This is a genomic window from Reichenbachiella sp. MALMAid0571, assembly GCF_040151475.1.
Taxonomy (GTDB): Bacteria; Bacteroidota; Bacteroidia; order Cytophagales; family Cyclobacteriaceae; genus CAXBNB01.
Genome location: NZ_JBDKWG010000150.1, coordinates 81,735 through 98,891 on the forward strand (window position 1 = coordinate 81,735; position 17,157 = coordinate 98,891).

General features: G+C 37.9%; 15 protein-coding genes and 1 tRNA gene. 11 read left to right on the plus strand and 5 right to left on the minus strand.

Going from position 1 to position 17,157, the window contains the following annotated elements; translation table 11 throughout:
• Positions 1–6: 6 nt before the first annotated feature.
• A complete protein-coding gene (infB, locus tag AAOP42_RS21590; protein ID WP_349530670.1) occupies positions 7–2,877 on the plus strand; it encodes a translation initiation factor IF-2 in 2,871 nt (956 codons plus the stop codon).
• Between the two features lie 240 nt (positions 2,878–3,117).
• Positions 3,118–3,191 (plus strand) — tRNA-Arg (locus AAOP42_RS21595).
• A gap of 96 nt (positions 3,192–3,287) precedes the next feature.
• Here the strand turns inward: AAOP42_RS21595 and AAOP42_RS21600 are convergent.
• The 4 genes from AAOP42_RS21600 to AAOP42_RS21615 all read right to left on the minus strand — a co-directional run bounded on the left by AAOP42_RS21600 (position 3,288) and on the right by AAOP42_RS21615 (position 6,253).
• Positions 3,288–3,530, minus strand: a complete 243-nt coding sequence (locus tag AAOP42_RS21600) for a hypothetical protein (protein ID WP_349530671.1) — start codon at positions 3,528–3,530, stop codon at positions 3,288–3,290.
• The gene (locus AAOP42_RS21605; protein WP_349530672.1) at positions 3,527–3,850 is read right to left on the minus strand and encodes a hypothetical protein; all 324 of its coding nucleotides are present in this window, start codon (positions 3,848–3,850) and stop codon (positions 3,527–3,529) included. Before AAOP42_RS21605 ends, AAOP42_RS21600 begins: the two co-directional genes overlap by 4 nt.
• A gap of 11 nt (positions 3,851–3,861) precedes the next feature.
• Positions 3,862–4,833, minus strand: a complete 972-nt coding sequence (locus tag AAOP42_RS21610) for a type ISP restriction/modification enzyme (protein WP_349530673.1) — start codon at positions 4,831–4,833, stop codon at positions 3,862–3,864.
• A gap of 130 nt (positions 4,834–4,963) precedes the next feature.
• Positions 4,964–6,253: a transposase gene (locus AAOP42_RS21615; RefSeq protein ID WP_349530674.1), complete on the minus strand. Its 1,290-nt coding sequence runs from the start codon at positions 6,251–6,253 to the stop codon at positions 4,964–4,966.
• Positions 6,254–6,427: 174 nt separating this feature from the next.
• Between AAOP42_RS21615 and AAOP42_RS21620 the strand changes: the two genes are divergently transcribed.
• From AAOP42_RS21620 to nhaD, 6 genes are all read left to right on the plus strand, one after another.
• Positions 6,428–7,081, plus strand: a complete 654-nt coding sequence (locus AAOP42_RS21620) for a hypothetical protein (protein WP_349530675.1) — start codon at positions 6,428–6,430, stop codon at positions 7,079–7,081.
• Positions 7,078–8,103, plus strand: a complete 1,026-nt coding sequence (locus AAOP42_RS21625) for a histidine kinase (protein WP_349530676.1) — start codon at positions 7,078–7,080, stop codon at positions 8,101–8,103. The genes AAOP42_RS21620 and AAOP42_RS21625 overlap by 4 nt, the downstream gene beginning before the upstream one ends.
• Positions 8,104–8,320: 217 nt before the next feature.
• Positions 8,321–8,611 carry a DUF2442 domain-containing protein gene (locus AAOP42_RS21630; protein ID WP_349530677.1) on the plus strand — a complete coding sequence of 97 codons (291 nt, stop codon included), beginning with the start codon at positions 8,321–8,323 and terminating at the stop codon, positions 8,609–8,611.
• Positions 8,612–9,043: 432 nt separating this feature from the next.
• Complete coding sequence (locus AAOP42_RS21635) at positions 9,044–9,283, plus strand: response regulator transcription factor (RefSeq protein ID WP_349530758.1); 240 nt, start codon at positions 9,044–9,046, stop codon at positions 9,281–9,283.
• A gap of 137 nt (positions 9,284–9,420) precedes the next feature.
• On the plus strand, positions 9,421–10,197 hold the full coding sequence (locus tag AAOP42_RS21640; RefSeq protein WP_349530678.1) for a cupin domain-containing protein: 777 nt from the start codon (positions 9,421–9,423) through the stop codon (positions 10,195–10,197).
• A gap of 305 nt (positions 10,198–10,502) precedes the next feature.
• A complete protein-coding gene (gene nhaD, locus AAOP42_RS21645; protein ID WP_349530679.1) occupies positions 10,503–11,783 on the plus strand; it encodes a sodium:proton antiporter NhaD in 1,281 nt (426 codons plus the stop codon).
• Between the two features lie 21 nt (positions 11,784–11,804).
• Here nhaD and AAOP42_RS21650 read toward each other — a convergent pair whose 3' ends face one another.
• Positions 11,805–13,448 carry an ABC-F family ATP-binding cassette domain-containing protein gene (locus tag AAOP42_RS21650; RefSeq protein WP_349530680.1) on the minus strand — a complete coding sequence of 548 codons (1,644 nt, stop codon included), beginning with the start codon at positions 13,446–13,448 and terminating at the stop codon, positions 11,805–11,807.
• A gap of 202 nt (positions 13,449–13,650) precedes the next feature.
• Between AAOP42_RS21650 and AAOP42_RS21655 the strand changes: the two genes are divergently transcribed.
• From AAOP42_RS21655 to AAOP42_RS21665, 3 genes are read left to right on the plus strand one after another with little or no spacing between them, the layout of a single operon-like run.
• Positions 13,651–16,107, plus strand: coding sequence for a PAS domain-containing sensor histidine kinase (locus tag AAOP42_RS21655; protein ID WP_349530681.1), 2,457 nt, complete (start codon positions 13,651–13,653; stop codon positions 16,105–16,107).
• 11 nt (positions 16,108–16,118) lie between these two features.
• Positions 16,119–16,562: a response regulator gene (locus tag AAOP42_RS21660; protein WP_349530682.1), complete on the plus strand. Its 444-nt coding sequence runs from the start codon at positions 16,119–16,121 to the stop codon at positions 16,560–16,562.
• A gap of 6 nt (positions 16,563–16,568) precedes the next feature.
• Positions 16,569–17,156 carry a response regulator gene (locus AAOP42_RS21665; protein WP_349530683.1) on the plus strand — a complete coding sequence of 196 codons (588 nt, stop codon included), beginning with the start codon at positions 16,569–16,571 and terminating at the stop codon, positions 17,154–17,156.
• The last annotated feature ends 1 nt before the right edge of the window (position 17,157 follow it).

Genomic DNA, 17,157 nt, shown 5'->3' on the forward strand with positions numbered 1-17,157 from the left:
TTTAATATGGCAGAAGGTAAAATGATGCGTTTAGGGCAAGCCGCAAGAAAATTAAATGTGGGAAGTAGCACCATAATTGATTTTTTAGCAAATAAAGGCTATGCAATAGACAGCAATCCTAATACAAAAATTACTTCCGATCAATTTGATCTTTTGGCTCGGGAATATGCAGATTCAGCTCACGATAAAGAAGAAGCATCCAGCCTGACTATTGGCAATTCATCAACAGATAATGTTGTACTTACTTCTTCTGCCAACCAGGAAGAAAAAAAACCTGCAAAAGAAGAAAACATCTTTATTAAGGATAATACTGCCGATCTAAGTACTGCTGATGATAAACCAGCTACATCATCCGAAGAAAGAAAAATCGAAAGTCCTAAGCTACAAGGAATTAAGGTTGTTGGTAAAATTGATTTAGATAAAAAACCAAAAAGTGCTGTTGAAGAACCGGCTAAACCGGAAAAAACTGAACCCGATACAGAAGCGGTAGAAGACAAACCTGCTCAGAAAGAGAAAGCTGAAGAAACTGAAGTTAAGGAATCAACAAAAGAAAAGGTACAGGAAACTACTGAAGAGATAATATCGGAAACTACAACCACTGAAGAAGTAGTTGAAACTGAACTTGAAGAAGCTCCGGAAGAAAAACCCGAACCAAAAAGAGAAGATAAACCTGCATCTGCTCCAGTTAAAAACAAAGTGATAGAGGCTAAAGCCGATTCATTGAAGGGCCTTACTGTACTTGGAAAAATTGAATTGCCTACAAAATCCCCTAAACCGGATAAACCTGTAGCATCTTCTGATAAAAATAAAAACGAAAGTCAATCACGTCAAAAAAGGCCAAGGAAAAGAATAAGCAGTGCAAGAAAAGATGCCTCTCCTCAAAACCCAAGGCCTAATGCCGGTAATGGAGATAACAAAGGAAAGTTTTCAAAAGACAGAAAGCCAAGAGTAGTTAAGGAAGAGCTTACTGATAAAGAAATCCAGGATAAAATAAAAGCAACACTGGCCAAATTGAGCGGAGGTACTTCTCAGGGCTCTGGTGTAAGCAGGTCTAAATACAGAAGAGAGAAAAGATCTCAGGTTGCCGAAGCTCATGAAGAAAAAATGCTTCAAGAACAGGAAAACCTTAAAAACCTCAGGGTTACAGAATTTATCTCTGCAAATGACCTGGCGAGTTTGATGGATGTATCTGTCAATGAGGTCATTTCAACCTGTATGTCACTTGGTATGTTTGTTTCTATCAACCAGAGACTGGACGCTGAATCTATTACTGTTATCGCTGATGAATTTGGATTCAGCGTAGAATTTACAACGGAAGATGATGACACAGATATTCAGGAGGCTGAAGATACAGAAGAGCAAATGGAAGACCGTGCCCCTATTGTTACCATTATGGGACACGTCGATCACGGTAAAACATCATTACTTGATTACATAAGGGACTCCAGAGTAACTTCAGGTGAAGCCGGAGGTATTACCCAGCACATTGGTGCCTATGACGTACTAACTAATGACGGCAAAAAAATAGCCTTTTTGGATACTCCCGGTCACGAAGCATTTACAGCAATGAGGGCTCGTGGTGCTAAAATAACAGATATTGTTATTATAGTAGTAGCAGCAGATGATGACGTAATGCCCCAAACCAAAGAAGCAATAAATCATGCCCAGGTCGCTGGTGTGCCTATAGTGATTGCTATCAATAAAGTTGATAAACCGAATGCAAACCCGGATAAGGTTCGTGAGTCATTGTCAGCCATAAATATTTTGGTGGAAGAATGGGGAGGAAAATATCAGTGTCAGGAGATTTCTGCAAAAACCGGTCAGGGAATAGATGAACTTTTGGAAAAAGTATTGCTCGAAGCAGAATTGCTCGAACTTAAAGCCAACCCTAATAAAAAAGCAGTTGGATCTGTAGTAGAAGCCACTTTGGACAAAGGCCGGGGATATGTAACCACACTTATGGTTCAAGCCGGAACAATAAAAGTGGGAGATATCGTACTGGCAGGCTCTTTCTTTGGAAAAGTCAAGGCAATGTTTGACCACTTAGGTCATAACCTGAAATCTGTAGGGCCATCTACACCTGTACAGATGCTTGGTCTTGACGGAGCTCCTCAGGCGGGAGACAAATTCAACGTGATGGAATCTGACAAGGAAGCCAGAGAAGTTGCCAACAAGAGAGAACAAATCCAAAGAGAGCAAAGCATCCGAACCAAAAAACATATTACCCTGGATGAAATCGGCAGACGTCTTGCCATTGGCTCATTTAAAGAACTTAACATCATAGTAAAAGGTGATGTGGATGGTTCCGTTGAAGCACTTTCAGATTCATTGTTAAAATTATCTACAAGTGAAGTTCAGGTAAACATCATCCATAAAGGAGTAGGACAGATATCAGAATCCGATGTGTTATTGGCTTCTGCATCCGATGCGATCATTGTGGGATTTCAGGTAAGGCCATCAGGCAGTGCTAAAAAAATAGCAGAGAAAGACGAAATTGAAATCAGACTTTACTCAATCATCTACGATGCAATCAATGAAGTGAAAGATGCAATGGAAGGCCTTCTTGCTCCTACAGTAGAAGAAGTAATTACCGGAAACATAGAAATACGCGAGATATTCAAAATATCGAAAGTGGGTACCGTAGCAGGATGTTTTGTGATAGATGGCTATGTGAAGCGTGTAAACAACATCAGGTTGATACGTGATGGTATTGTAACTTATGAAGGCCAGATTGGTCAGTTGAAACGATTCAAAGAAGATGTGCAGGAAGTGAAGCATGGTTATGAATGCGGTATCAGCATTAAAGGATTTAACGACATCAAGGTAGGAGATGTCATTGAAGGGTTTGAACAAAGAGAAGTAAAACGTAAGCTCTAAAAAGCAATCTATGGAAGTGCTTCTATGGTTTACTTCCTTTCTGATTTATTTCTGTCTGTTCTGCCTCCTTTTGGGTCTGTACAAACCCTGGATGGCTTTGTGGTGGATGGAAAAACAAAATAGAATCAGGGTTTTAAAATACTATGGCATTCCACTGATTGGATGTTTTTTTCTAAGGTATTTTTTAACTTTTTATTTTTAAGAGAATTGCAAACATTTATCTTTGCAGCACTATAAAATGGCCTTGTAGCTCAACTGAATAGAGCACCTGATTACGGCTCAGGAGGTTTCAGGTTTGAATCCTGACAAGGTCACTAACTATCAGCCACTTACATAAGTTTTGTAAGTGGCTTTTTTTATTTAAAGTGAAAACCGTTAGTGAGTCAGAGGAGCTCTTACTATTCTCCCAATCACCGCAATTGTACTTTGTTGGGTTCAATGAACCTAAACAAATGTGAATATGTCTTACCAGATTTTGTATTTGGATGAGTCCTGAGTCGAATTTGACCAGCAGGGGCAATTCCACCTTCTTTTTGAAAGTACAATCCCCTTTTTGCTATTTCGTTTGAAATTTCTTCCAATGTTGCTTCTCTATTTTCTTTCGATAACAGAATTACAGCAATGGCTTCATGAAGTAAAAGGAGATTCTTCATAGATTCTTCATAATATCTTTCCATGGAGCCGAGCTTGGATCAAATATTTGTTCTGGGATTACAAACCATGTTGGATAACCTCTTGAAGTAGGATTTCCTTTACAAATGGTTTTTTCATCAACTTTACTTTGATTATCCCATTCTGCATGGGATACATTCCAACGTATGGCAAGAGTTTCTTTTCCTCCCCAAGTAATTCGAGCAAGTGAAAACCCTGTATCACCTGCATTATCGCCGTTACCTCCATCATAAATTATTTTAGGAGTTCCACTAATCTGTGATTTAGGGGATTTAACATCTTTTGGGTCAACATACTTCATATTATTAGTTTTTAAATTTTTTCCATTTCCCTGATTACCTTCATTGTTTCTACACTCACGGTGCAGACTCTTTTGAGCAAGTCGATGACATGCTCTTTGTAGTCGGCAAAGCGGTAGGTGTTGAACTTCTCGGCAATGGTTTTGTCTTTTGGTTTCTTTTCCTTGTACTGGTCAAGTATCCACTCTAATGCACTGCGATTGCCTAGCTTATATTCCCAGGCTTCTGAAGGGATGCCGTGCAGGCTGGTTAGCTCATCCAGATAGATAATACCCTCCTCTTTATCCGCTTTGAGTTTCACCTTGAGTTTACCCTTGACAGCAAACATAGGATCGACTGTACCGTCCTTAAATAACCGCTCCTGATCAGCTCCTTTGACTTTCAATTCCAGGTCTTTTCTGTCCACCTCAAAAGGCTCAACCTCCTCATAGCCGATGTGCAAATCCATCAATGCTTTGCCCCACTTTGCCCACTGATGAAAGTCTTCATAAAAAGGCAATCGTGGAAACTCACGCTTTAGGTTTTGTTCATACTTCTTGCGGTAGGCTGGATTGTGTAGGACTCCATAGGTGTAATAAAAAATGTCATCCTTGGTAATCTTTTTGTCTGAATAATGATTCTGAAACTGCTCCAATCCCCATTCTGAAATATTATTATGTTCATTATCAACTCTGTCAAGTATCTTTAATGGAATAGCCTGCACTCCTGCAGGTAAGGCATTCAAGTCAACGCAAAAACTGGACGAATAAGTATGAAAAGGTTTTGTTGATCCCAATCCAGGTATACAAATGTATTTGTTGTTACTTACTTTTCTTGTCCAATCAATCCAACTATAAGTATATGAATTCAGGTCATTGTCCAGATAAAGAAATGACCTGATATAAGGTCTAAGAATGCTATGAACAATTGGACTGGTTTTGAAATTTATTTCAACATTATGATCGAGTCTACGCTTTAGTTCCCTAGGAGTCTGTCGGACTTTCAATAATCAGGAGAGTAAAAAATTCAATTTTCAGAACCTAAAATTAGATTTTGATCGTCCCTTTTTCGAATACGGTTTTGGTTTTGGTTTTTTTTCCTGTTTTTGCGCTAAACCGGACTGAAGTCATCTCTTTTTAAGTGGCTTTCAGGTTAAACATTCGTTTCAAATTGTAAGAAAGACACACCAATCCCCATTCATTGTCTATGTTGTCTTTTCCTCTTAAGGAAAACCTCCTAAAGCCTAATACTTCTTTTATTATTCCAAAAACAGGTTCTACTGTATGTTTCCTCTTTCGATAGATCTCTTTTTGCTTATCATTTATTGGGTTTAGAAGTTGTTCAATATAGCTATTGTGTTTTTCCTTGGATTTGACAATTATTGGAGTGATGTTTTCAGGACAATTCTCGATGTTGTGTTCAGAATAATAGCCTGTATCGGCAACCGCAGAGGTGATTTGAGGTTTTAATTCGTCGGGAACAGATTCAATGGCAGGCAAGAATTCTTGCTTGTCGTTGTGATGGGCATTGGCATAATTGCCAACAATCAACATATCACCATTTACCGCTATTTGTGCATTGTAACATTGATCAAACCCCTTACTTGTCTTCATTATCCGAGATTCTGGATCAGTGAAATTATATTGATCCTTATCTTTTGGTGCTATGGAGGGCTCTTTTGGTGCTTTGCCCGGTGGCTTCTTACCCGTTTCTTTTTCATGTTTCTTACGGGCTTCTTGCTTTTTGTCAAATTCCGCTTTCTCTTCTTGATATGCTTGTTTGCGACGTTGTTCGATAACCTTTTTGGCTGTATTGATTTTAACGAGGCGGTCTTTTCTCCTTTTTATTTCATCAGGTATATCAATTGTGGTTTTATCATCCTTTTCATCTTGCTCTTGACCAAGGGTAATCAATTGTTCGATTTCACAGTCTAATTGCTTCTCCAATTGCTGCATCCTTTTATAACTCATCGCTTTATGTTTAGAAGCGTTTGCTTGTACTTTTGTGCCGTCAATGAAGATATTGCCCAACTTGATGAGCCCAAGCTCATTGCCTATCAAAAGGATGTCCTTAAACCATCCTTTGAGTTGGGGAAGAAATTTTTTACGGAAACTGGCAATTGTGTCATGATCGGGGTGATGATTTCCTGCAATGAAGCGAAAAGCAACAGAATCGTAGGTCGATGTTTCTATTTTCCGGGAACTAAAGACACCTGTCGAATAGCCATAAAAAATAAGAGAGAGTAGTAATTTAGGGTCGTAAGGGGTGCTTCCTTTGCCAGAATAGGTTGAATAAACTTGACGTAAATCCATTTTACTTACTATGTCAACTACAAATCTTGCCAAGTGATCTTCAGGTAGCCAATCGTTAAGGTCATGTGGCATAAAAGAAACTTGTTCTCTATCCGCTCCAATAAATGATATCATGCCCCAAGATATAAATAATTGGGTGGTTTATTAAGTCCGACAGACTCCTAGCATAATTTTTTCAACAGAGTAATGACAATGGTGTATTTACTGGTTTGTTGTGATGAGGTTTACTTTGGAAAATCACTTAGAAAAGATCCCAACTAATATGTTTGTTTGTTATAAATTATAACTATGCTCAACTGGTTTAAAAAGAAAAGAGTACAATTGCCGAACAGGACTCTTGATGAAATAAAAATAGTTTGTAATATTTTGTTTATCGATGACAGAAAGTTTCCTGTAGTAGATATTTTAAATGATGCAGGCTGGACTAACACTAGAAGTGTAAAGGATTTAGATTCATTAGATCAAAAAGAAATTAGAGAAGCACACATTATATTCTCAGATATTCAAGGAGTCGGTAAAAAACTAAAATTTAGTGAAGAAGGTTTAGGACTGGCTGAAGCTATAAAGCAAAAATACCCTACAAAAAAATTAATAGTTTATTCTGCAGAGGAGCAAGGTAAAATAGAGACTTTTCATCCAGCATTTGAACTTGCAGATAATAGGCTTAACAAAAATTCAGATCCTTATCAATTTCAAATCCTCGTTGAAAAATATGCAAAAGAATCCTTTTCATTTAATGAATGTATTGAGCGAATACAAAAACAAATTCAAAGGGAAACAGGATATTCAGTGGAGTTTGACGAAGTTGTAAAGAGCTTAGTGAAAATCCAAGGAAGCAAGAATTTTTCTAACACCAACGTTGCAAGAATTTTCAACCTCCAAAATGCAGCAGCAATAGCCAATATTGTTCAACTATTTATTACAGGTACTACCAAGCCATGAATTATTTGATTCGCACAAAAAAAGGCAAAGTACTTTCAACCGATTTGCCAAATGAATTAATAGATGATGCTGTAAACTGTGATAAAGAATTTGAAGCTGTTTTATGTACAGTACAAGGAATAAAAAAACGCCAAGGTATAATTGATAGTGATAATCTGATTCTGTATTTATGCTGTTTTGATCCAAACAAGACGAACAAAATATTTAAGCATCAAATCCAAGCATCAAAGGGTTTTCTAAAAGCATATCAAGACTCTTATAGAACAATGTCTGAGGAAGAGAGAAAGAAAACAAGAAGGCTTAAACACAATCTCTCAACTTATACAACCAAAATTCATCAGGAATTATTTAAGCTACTTCCACAGGAGAAAGTTTCAGGGGGACGTAGCAATCAACGAGAGGTGGTTAAATCAATATTAGAAAAGAACCCTGATCATGCAGTTACGACCCTCTTGAGAATTCTAAAAAATGCTAATCTCATCAAATCTGAATTTGACGTGTATGATATCATGCATACACCCAATCCATACATAGATTTACAAAAGCACTCAATTCATAAGGTAATTACTCTTTCACTATCTTCCTTTTGGCTTGATTTTATTGATAAAGGAATTTCAGTAAACATGGACAAATGTGTTGGCATGATGAACTTTGATTATAAATCAATGTCTTCCATTTTATGTCACATTTTTGATAATGCAACTAAATATGTTGCAGCAGATTCTGAATTTATAATCACGGTGATTGATGATTCGGATTATCAGGATATAATTTTTGACATGATTAGCTTAAGGGTTCAAAAGGATGAATTGAATAAGATTTTTGAAGACGGATTCTCAAGCGATTACTCTGAAAGGTTGGGCTATGCAGGAGCTGGTGTTGGAATGAACGTGATTAAAAAACTTTCAGAATTAAATGGTTTTAGACTGAAATTTGAAAACAATATAGATCCATCAAAATCAATTATGAAAATGAAAATACCATTCGATCACAACAAACTTACAATTGGAATACCCAAATAATTTAAATTTGCAAATGACATGAAGGCATGCTTAAACTACCAATTTAAAACCGTTCTTCCCTAGTCCATATTTCCCTCTCTATAGCCGTGATTTGAAGCCGTAACTCCACTAGTCTTAGGGTCTCCCTAAGACGAAACGAAAAGCATTTTGAAGTTGTAGATTGGTTAACGTTTTTAAGATCGAATTATGAATTCGAAAAAATAACAAAACGATTGTCATGAAAATACTAGTTGATTATAAAGAGATTGAATCAGGTTTTGAACAACTAAAAATTGATTCCGCAAAGTATTTGTCGGATTATGTGTTAAGGCTTCAATTTAATGATGGTACAGAAAGGCTGGTAGATTTCAAACCATTCTTGTCTAAATCTTTGCACCCATCAATCAAAAAATACCTTGATGAGAGTCAGTTTTCTAAGTTTAGTCTGACTGATGGGAATTTAAATTGGAATGATCACGAATTGATTTTTCCCATTTGTGAATTGCATAATGGGAAGATTGAAGTCTAATCCACAAATAGTGAGTTGATTGCCACTATCCTCCACAAGAGTCAAATTGAGACACTTCACTGCGCTCAGTGTGACAAGGCAACAGATTAAGAGATGATCTTGCTTCAGTTGTAAAAGCAGGTATTAAGCTCTAAACTTCTCCTTGTCATCCCGACTTTGGAGGCCATGTCTAACCGACAGGTAGAAATCTTTCTTGCTTATTGCAGTTCGAAAAGGAAGATTTCTCCTTCGTCGAAATGATAAAGGGGTTTAAATTGACTACAATGGTTCTCCCCAAAACCAAATGAAAACCACCACTGATTTCAATTTCCGTCCAATATTTAAATTCAAAAAGATCAAATTTAAAATTTCTTCTAAATTGAATCAGTAATTTGCAGCTATAAAAATTCTGATCATAGAAGATGAAAAAGAACTGACAAAGGATATTACTCAATCCTAAAAAATGAGAATTACCTCTGTGAGTTGGCGGCTGACAATCAGGAGGCCATGGAAAAGATCTATGACTATGAATATGACTGCATCCTGTTGGATTTGATACTTGCGGGAGGAGATCGCCTCAGTATTTTGACTGAACTAAAAAAGCAAAACAAGCAGGATGGTGTGATCATCATTTCTGCCAAAAACTCATTGAAAAACAAGGTGGCGGGGCTGAAGCCGGGAGCGGACGATTAACTCGCCAAGCCATTTCATCAGGCAGAACTTTCCGCTCGTATCCATTTCCTGATCCGGCGCAAGCAGTTTGTTAGCCACAACATTATCACACAAAATGAACTGACTATTGATATATTATTTCTATATTGGAAAACGACATGAAGTATCTATTACCTATTATATCGCTCTTAGCTTTCGCTCAAAATGGTTATGCTCAAAGCTTCACCATAGAATCTACTGCTTACGACTGGGAAAAGATCGATACGAAAAGCATGGCTTCCGGAGAAATCAAAACCCTGTTTGAAGGCAACTCCGATGGGTTTGAATACCTTCATATTTTTATAGCCGGTATTAATGGAGGAGATTCATTTGAGTTTCCTGATAATTCTGATACTCTGGAGAGGCTGGTAATCATGAAATCGGGAAATGTAACCCAGACATTAGCTCAACAAAACAAGCAATTGGGTAAAGGTAGTGTTACGCTTGTGATGCCCGGTGACTTACTCCAAATCCAAAATGCGGGAATTGAAGAGGCGACCTTTTATGTGGTAATGTGGCGGGCTAAAAATATTTCACAAACCAATGAAGGGGTCAATTCTTTTATGATTGAATGGAATGACCTTGCTTTTGAAGAGACAGAAAAAGGCGGTCGTAGAAAAGTAACCCGAAAACCAACGGTGATGCTGGATGAGTTTGAAATGCATGTCACTACGCTCAATGAAGGCATGAGGAGCCATCCTCCGCATACCCACCTAGATGAAGAAATTATCCTTGTGTGTTATGGTGAAGTAGAGGAATTGATAGATGGAAAGCCTTATGAAGTAGGAGAGGGTTCTTTGATTTTTCTCAGATCAATGGTGCCTCACGGCATTCGAAACATCGGTAAAGGGTCTTGTGAGTATTATGCTTTTCGGTGGATACCTAAAAAACCTTAAACTTTATTCACAGATTTTCTTTGTGAAGCACCAAAATACTAGGGCAAACACATTTAAAAACAAAAACCTCCTTACCGTACCAGTTACTGTATCCATTGAAATTACAGTTAATTCTAACAGACCCCAGAACAACTTGCCTGACGGCAGTCAGGAGTCTGGGGATAGTAAAAATTTATAAATGCGTTTGCCCTGACCAAAATACTTTCCTAAGCTGTAAAATACAGATTCTATTCAGATTGTGTCATAAGCTTGCGTCCAAATTAATAACCGGGACGGGCTGAGAGAAGAGGCCGTCAAATATATTTATGGACAACATTTCAATCATTCTTATTGGTATTTTCTTTGCCACTATTATTTCAATTGCATTCGAACATTCTTTAGGTGTAAATAAAAGTTGGATAGCCCTGCTGGCCGGTACGTTGATGTGGATGATAGTTTCCTTCGGTTCTGATCCTAAAATCATGCATCATGCACTTCAGGAAGGTTCGGCAGAGATATTTGAGTTGATTATTTTCCTGATGGGAGCTATGACCATTGTGGAGATGATGGGGCATTATCGGTTTTTTACCTGGATCGAAAGTAAATTGTTTGAGTTAAATATATCCAATACGATTCTTTTTTGGATTTTAGGAGCTATTACATTCTTTTGCTCAGCACTGCTGGATAACCTTACCACCACTTTGGTTATGCTACAAGTAGGTAGGCAGCTTTATCTGAAAAAGGAGAATTTCAATATCTATGCAATCAATGTGGTGATTGCTGCCAATGCAGGCGGAGCTATGTCTCCGGTAGGTGATGTGACTACTATTATGATGTGGTTGGCACATAAATTTACAGCCTGGCAAATTTTAGCTTATGGTTTCCTTCCTTCCCTAATAGCTTGGGCAATACCTCAGTTTATCCTGACAAGACAGATTATAAAAGAGGATCGTAAGGGGAGAATGTCGAAGGAAGTATTGCCCTTGCAGTGGAGTATAATATTACTGGGATTTATGACTTTTGGATTTGCTGTTTTGGTGAATCTGCTCGATTTACCTCCCTTTTTTGGAATCCTTTTTGGACTGGGAGTGGCTGCTATTGTAATTGACTTTCGCCTTAAACATGGTAAACTTAAAAAGAAGGAAAACAGAATAGTCAATGTGATCAAATCCATTGATATGGCAACTATTACTTTTTTTATAGGAATACTCTTAGCAGTAAATGCGCTCAATTTTTATGGTATTCTGGATCAGTTTGCCCACCTGCTTTTTGGAGAATCTCCCGGTAGCAAAGAGACTGTCATTGTCATGGGACACAGCATTCTGGGAGTAGTTTCTTCTGTGGTTGATAATGTGCCTCTTACTGCAGCGGTTATTGACATGTTACCCGATGGGGTTCATTTCCAATATTGGGTGTTGCTGGCGATTACAGCCGGAACGGGAGGTAGTATTCTGGTAATCGGATCGGCTGCAGGTGTAGCTGCTATGGGTCAGGTATCCGAGCTTTCTATTACGTACTATTTGAAAAAAGGCACATTGCCGGCCGCTCTTGGTTACCTTGCGGCAATAGGAATGTGGATGCTTCAAAAGTACCTTATGGGAGTATAATTAATAAGTCAATTGATTACTTCAAGCTTTGACCTTTCTTTCTATTTCATGCAAGTTTTCTAGTTTCTTATTTCGTAGAAATCCGTTGATGTCTTCGAAGTGTTCTTTTACCCTTTGGTTGCCAAATTCAAATACTTTGTTGGCCAATCCATCGAGGAAGTCCCTGTCGTGAGAAACGAGAATTAAAGTGCCTTCAAAAGCTTTTAATGCGTCTTTCAGGATGTCTTTCGTTTTGATGTCCAGATGGTTGGTAGGTTCATCAAGTATCAGGAGGTTCACAGGTTGCAGTAGCAATTTGATCATTGCCAGTCTGGTACGTTCTCCACCTGAAAGTACTTTTACTTTTTTGTCAATCGAATCGCCACTGAACATAAAGGCACCCAGCAGGTCTTTGATTCTACTTCGGATATCTCCTTTGGCTATTTCATCAATGGTCTCGAATACAGACAGTTTTTCATCCAATAAGGCTGCCTGGTTCTGTGCGAAGTAACCGATAGAGCTATTGTGTCCGATTTGCAAGCTGCCATCATGGTCAATCTCACCCATGATGGCTTTGACCATAGTGGATTTACCCTCTCCATTTTTCCCAACAAAAGCAACTTTTTCACCACGGGCAATGGTCAGTGATACATCTTTAAAAACAGTGTGGTCACCATACTTTTTTCCCAATCCTTCTGTAATAACAGGATAATTGCCGGAACGGGGTGCAGGAGGAAACTTTAGATTGAGTGCAGAAGTATCCACCTCGTCCACTTCTACGATTTCCATCTTCTCCAGCATTTTTACTCGGGATTGAACCTGAAGCGTCTTCGAGTAAGTACCCTTAAATCTATCTATAAACTGTTGAATATCTGCTATTTGTTTGGCTTGATCATCAAATTGCTTTTGTTGTTGTTCCCGTCTTTCCTTCCGTAATTCCAGGTAGTGTGAATAGTTGGTTTTGTAATCGTAAATTCTACCTCCGGTCAATTCTATGGTGCGGTTGGTCAGGTTGTCAACGAAAGCCTTGTCGTGACTGATCACCATTACAGCCTTAGCACTGGTTTTCAAAAAGTCCTCAAGCCATTGGACAGATTCTATATCCAAGTGATTGGTTGGTTCATCCAGTAGGATCAAATCCGGTTTTTGAAGCAGTATTTTGGCAAGCTCTATGCGCATGCGCCATCCGCCGCTGAATTCACTCGCTGGACGAGTGAAATCTGACCTTAAAAAACCCAGTCCCAACAATGTTAGTTCCACTTCAGCATCCACATTCACTTCCTCTATGCTGTAGTATTTTTCGCTTAGGTCTGATACTTGTTCGATTATTTTGCTGTATGCATCTGATTCATAGTCAGTACGTGTTTCCAATTGGAGCGAAAGTTCATCCAATTGCTTCTTCATTTCCAGTATTTTCGAAAATGCCTTGGAAGTTTCCTCAAAAACGGTACAATCGTCTTTTATCAACAGGTGTTGTGGTAAATAGGCAATAACAGCATCTTTTGGTGCTGAAATCTTACCAAAAGTAGGCTTGTCTTTTCCTGCGATTATTTTCAACAAGGTAGATTTTCCTGCACCATTTTTGCCCATTAGGGCTATACGGTCATCATTGTTGATGTTGAAATTTATATTGTTAAAAAGGGTAGTGCCACTGAATTCAACCCCAACTGCGTCAACTGAAATCATATTGTATCAAAATTTGACGCAAAATTATACATTCCAATTTCTAAAGGGTGTACGTTTTCCAAACTTCGTTCTATAAATTAATATCTTGATCTAAGTGTCTGAGCCCAAGGTTGGAGAAGGGATGCACAGAACTATAATTGTCACAACAACTTTACAATAAAAAAAATGTTATGAACTTTTCTAAGAATTTATGTTATTATTGATGGAAAATGTGTATTTTGATGTTTCCTTGTACGATTTATTTGAAGGGGGTACTAAATCAAATAATTTGAAAGGAAGTGAAAACTATCTTAACCCGATAAAAAATAATAAGACCATGAACAAACAGTCTTTAACTTCATTTTGCTGTTCTGTGGTCTTTTTTCTTTGTTTGATTGTTTTCATTGGCTGGCAATTTGATATACCGTTCCTTACCAACATACTTCCCGGTTCGCCGGCAACTACTCCACTAACTGCGTTTTTGTTGGTTCTGATTTCTGTTTCCCTTTTGTTATCTACTCCATCAATTTCCGCTTTATGGCTAAAAAGGTTAGGGATGGTAATCTGCGTAACCGTAGGTCTATTTTCTCTTTGGCTTCTAATTAAATACTTGTTGGGTTTTTCACCTGATATAGAGTCGGTTTTTTATGAAGATGCTATGAAATTACGTTATCCGGTATTTCAAGGGCGTCCGTCTCTGCGAACACTGATTTCTGCGTTGTTGATTTCATCTACTATTGGTTTGTCCTTTTTTTACAAAAAAAAGCAAAGGGTTGTTCATGTTTTGGCATTAGTAAGCTGGATCATTCCCTGGCTGACCCTTTTTGGTTATGCCAGTTTAAACAATCCATTTTACGAATTTCCCAATGCATCCCAGGTAGGGATGTCTCCAATAACTGCTATTTGTTTTTTGTTACTTACTATAGGTGTTTTTGGGCTAGATCCGAAGCATGGAATCATTAATTTTTTGAAATCCAGTCCATTAGGAAATCGCGTCGTGCGCATACTTTTACCTATTTCAGTATTTGCTCCTTTGGTATTTAGCTGGTTAGTCCTTTATGCCAATAACAGAGGGTTCTTTGAGAATATTTCAGTTATATCAGTAGATTGGGCATTTACCAGTTTAATTTTCATTGGTATGGTACTTTTGGCTGGCTACTTTATAACAGATCGTGATGCAAAATTGAAAGAGTCTGAAAATCAGTATCATAGATTAGTGGAAGACGTTCAGGACTATTCAATTATTATGTTAGATATCACAGGAAAGGTGGTGTCCTGGAACAAGGGAGCAGAGAGCATAAAAGGTTATAAAGAAAGCGAAATAATAGGTCAGCATTTCTCGGTTTTCTATACTGAAGAAGACAAACAAGCCAATCGGCCAGATAGTTTACTAAATGAAGCACTTAGAAATGTACGAGTGGAAGATGAAGGCTGGAGATTAAGAAAAAACGGTAATCCTTTCTGGGCCAATGTAGTTATTACGGCTATTTTTGACCAAAACAAAAAACATGTCGGTTTTTCGAAAGTGACTCGGGATCAGACTTTGAAAAAGAGTTTTCAAGAGAAAATAGAAGTATCTGAAAGGCATTTTAGGCAGTTTCTGGAATCAGCTCCGGATGCAATGATTATTGCCAATGCAGAAGGAAAAATTGTATATTCCAATCTGCAGGCTCATAAATTATTTGGTTATTCTAAAGAAGAATTTTTGGTCAATAATGTGGAAGAACTGATGCCGGGAAACTTCAGGAGTAACCATCAAAAACATAGAAGTGAATACATGATCTCACCAAAAGTACGTATGATGGGTACTGGCATGGAATTAAAAGGGTTGAAAAAAGATGGTACCGAGTTTCCTATTGAGATTGCGTTAAGTCCTATTATGACCGAGGAAGGGCTACTTGTATCTGCTGCAATTCGGGATATAACAGTAGCAAAAAGAGCCCATGAAGAAATAGAACTTCTCAATAGCACTCTTGAGAAGAGGGCAGAAGAAATACTGGCCAGCAATAAAGAGCTTGAGGCATTTAGCTATTCTGTTTCTCACGATCTGAGAGCTCCTTTGCGAGCTATTGCTGGTTTTAGCAACAAGTTGCTCAGAAAACATTCTGACAATCTGGATGATGAGGGAAAACGGGTAGTAGATGTTATACTTAAAAATACTTATAGAATGGGGCAATTAATTGATGACATATTGATGTTTTCAAGGTTGAATCGAACGAATATCTCTTTTACCCCACTTGATCTCCAATTATTGTTTAAGGAAGCTTATCAAAATCTTATTCAAGCAGAGAACAGCAAAAGAGATATTGAGTTTAATGTGAGTACATTGCCTCTCATAAAAGGAGACAGATCTACTATGATGCAGGCAATTACCAACCTGGTATCAAATGCCCTTAAATATACCAGGCCTAGACAAAAGACTGTTATTAATATAGGTTATTTGGAAAAGGAAGGTGAAATCACTATTTTTATAAAGGATAATGGAGTGGGGTTTGACGACCGGCACATAGACAAACTCTTTGGAGTTTTTCAGAGGCTTCATAATGATGATGAGTTTGAAGGCACAGGAGTTGGACTGGCAATAGTTCAGCGTGTGCTCCATAGGCATCTCGGTAAAATATGGGCAGAAGGCAAAATTGATCAGGGAGCAACATTCTATTTTCAAATACCAACAATTTAACTTGCTTATTTATGGAAGCCCAACAATACATTGAAGTATTACTTATTGAAGACAGGTTCGAAGATGCTGAACTGGCGATAGATTCCTTACGGGAAGGAGGATTAATTAACCAGATCAAATTACTAAAAGATGGACAAGAAGCATTAGATTATTTATTCGCAGAAGGGAGTTATGAAGATGTTTCTCCTGGACTACCTAAGCTTATCTTTTTGGACTTAAAATTACCCAAAGTAAGTGGGATGGAGGTTCTTAAGAGACTTAAAACGTCTGAGAAGCATAAGCACGTACCGGTTGTGGTATTGACTTCATCGAAAGAGGATATTGATATAGAAAAGGCTTATGACTTGGGTGCCAACAGCTATATTGTAAAGCCGGTTGATTTTGATAATTTTTCAAATGCCGTGCGGCAGGTTGGGTTATATTGGGTTGTATTGAATACGTCACCTAACAGTTGAATTGCTATGACTGATGAGGTTTTTGACCTATATAAAACCATTAAAGTTCTTATTCTTGAAGACCTTCCTGAAGATGCCGAACTTATGAAAAGCGAATTAGAAAACGAGGGTTTCATAGTAGATTCTAGAGTGGTTAGTGATGCCGTAGCATTCGAAAGTACCCTGGAACACTTTAAGCCTGAAGTTATCCTTGCAGATTATAAATTACCAAAGACTTCCGGTCTGGAAGCTTTGATGATTGCCCAAAGAAAGGCTCCTGATGTACCATTTGTTTTTGTGACGGGAACTATTGGAGAGGAAATAGCAGCTGAAACCATTTTAAACGGAGCTTCCGGCTTGCTGTTAAAAAAGAATATCAGCAAGTTACCCAAAATGATAAATGACTTGTTATCATCTAAATCAAAGATAAATCACCAACCTAATAGTGTTTTAGGAATAGACAGCCGAATACAGAAAAACCTTGAAGCACTTAATAGGATACAAGCATTTATAAAGAAAAGGAAAAAGGTCGGCGAAATCTCAGAAGATTTAAAACTGACGATTAGTCAATTAAAAAGTATTCAGGATGACTTGAAAGAGCAAAACAGACAATAAT

Coding starts and splice junctions, on each gene's coding strand:
- AAOP42_RS21660 (WP_349530682.1), top strand. CDS start 16,119: ATGGAAGCCCAACAATACATTGAAGTATTACTTATTGAAGACAGGTTC.
- infB (WP_349530670.1), top strand. CDS start 7: ATGGCAGAAGGTAAAATGATGCGTTTAGGGCAAGCCGCAAGAAAATTA.
- AAOP42_RS21605 (WP_349530672.1), bottom strand. CDS start 3,850: ATGAAGTATGTTGACCCAAAAGATGTTAAATCCCCTAAATCACAGATT.
- AAOP42_RS21655 (WP_349530681.1), top strand. CDS start 13,651: ATGGAAAATGTGTATTTTGATGTTTCCTTGTACGATTTATTTGAAGGG.
- nhaD (WP_349530679.1), top strand. CDS start 10,503: ATGGACAACATTTCAATCATTCTTATTGGTATTTTCTTTGCCACTATT.
- AAOP42_RS21625 (WP_349530676.1), top strand. CDS start 7,078: ATGAATTATTTGATTCGCACAAAAAAAGGCAAAGTACTTTCAACCGAT.
- AAOP42_RS21665 (WP_349530683.1), top strand. CDS start 16,569: ATGACTGATGAGGTTTTTGACCTATATAAAACCATTAAAGTTCTTATT.
- AAOP42_RS21600 (WP_349530671.1), bottom strand. CDS start 3,530: ATGAAGAATCTCCTTTTACTTCATGAAGCCATTGCTGTAATTCTGTTA.
- AAOP42_RS21630 (WP_349530677.1), top strand. CDS start 8,321: ATGAAAATACTAGTTGATTATAAAGAGATTGAATCAGGTTTTGAACAA.
- AAOP42_RS21615 (WP_349530674.1), bottom strand. CDS start 6,253: ATGATATCATTTATTGGAGCGGATAGAGAACAAGTTTCTTTTATGCCA.
- AAOP42_RS21640 (WP_349530678.1), top strand. CDS start 9,421: ATGAAGTATCTATTACCTATTATATCGCTCTTAGCTTTCGCTCAAAAT.
- AAOP42_RS21620 (WP_349530675.1), top strand. CDS start 6,428: ATGCTCAACTGGTTTAAAAAGAAAAGAGTACAATTGCCGAACAGGACT.
- AAOP42_RS21650 (WP_349530680.1), bottom strand. CDS start 13,448: ATGATTTCAGTTGACGCAGTTGGGGTTGAATTCAGTGGCACTACCCTT.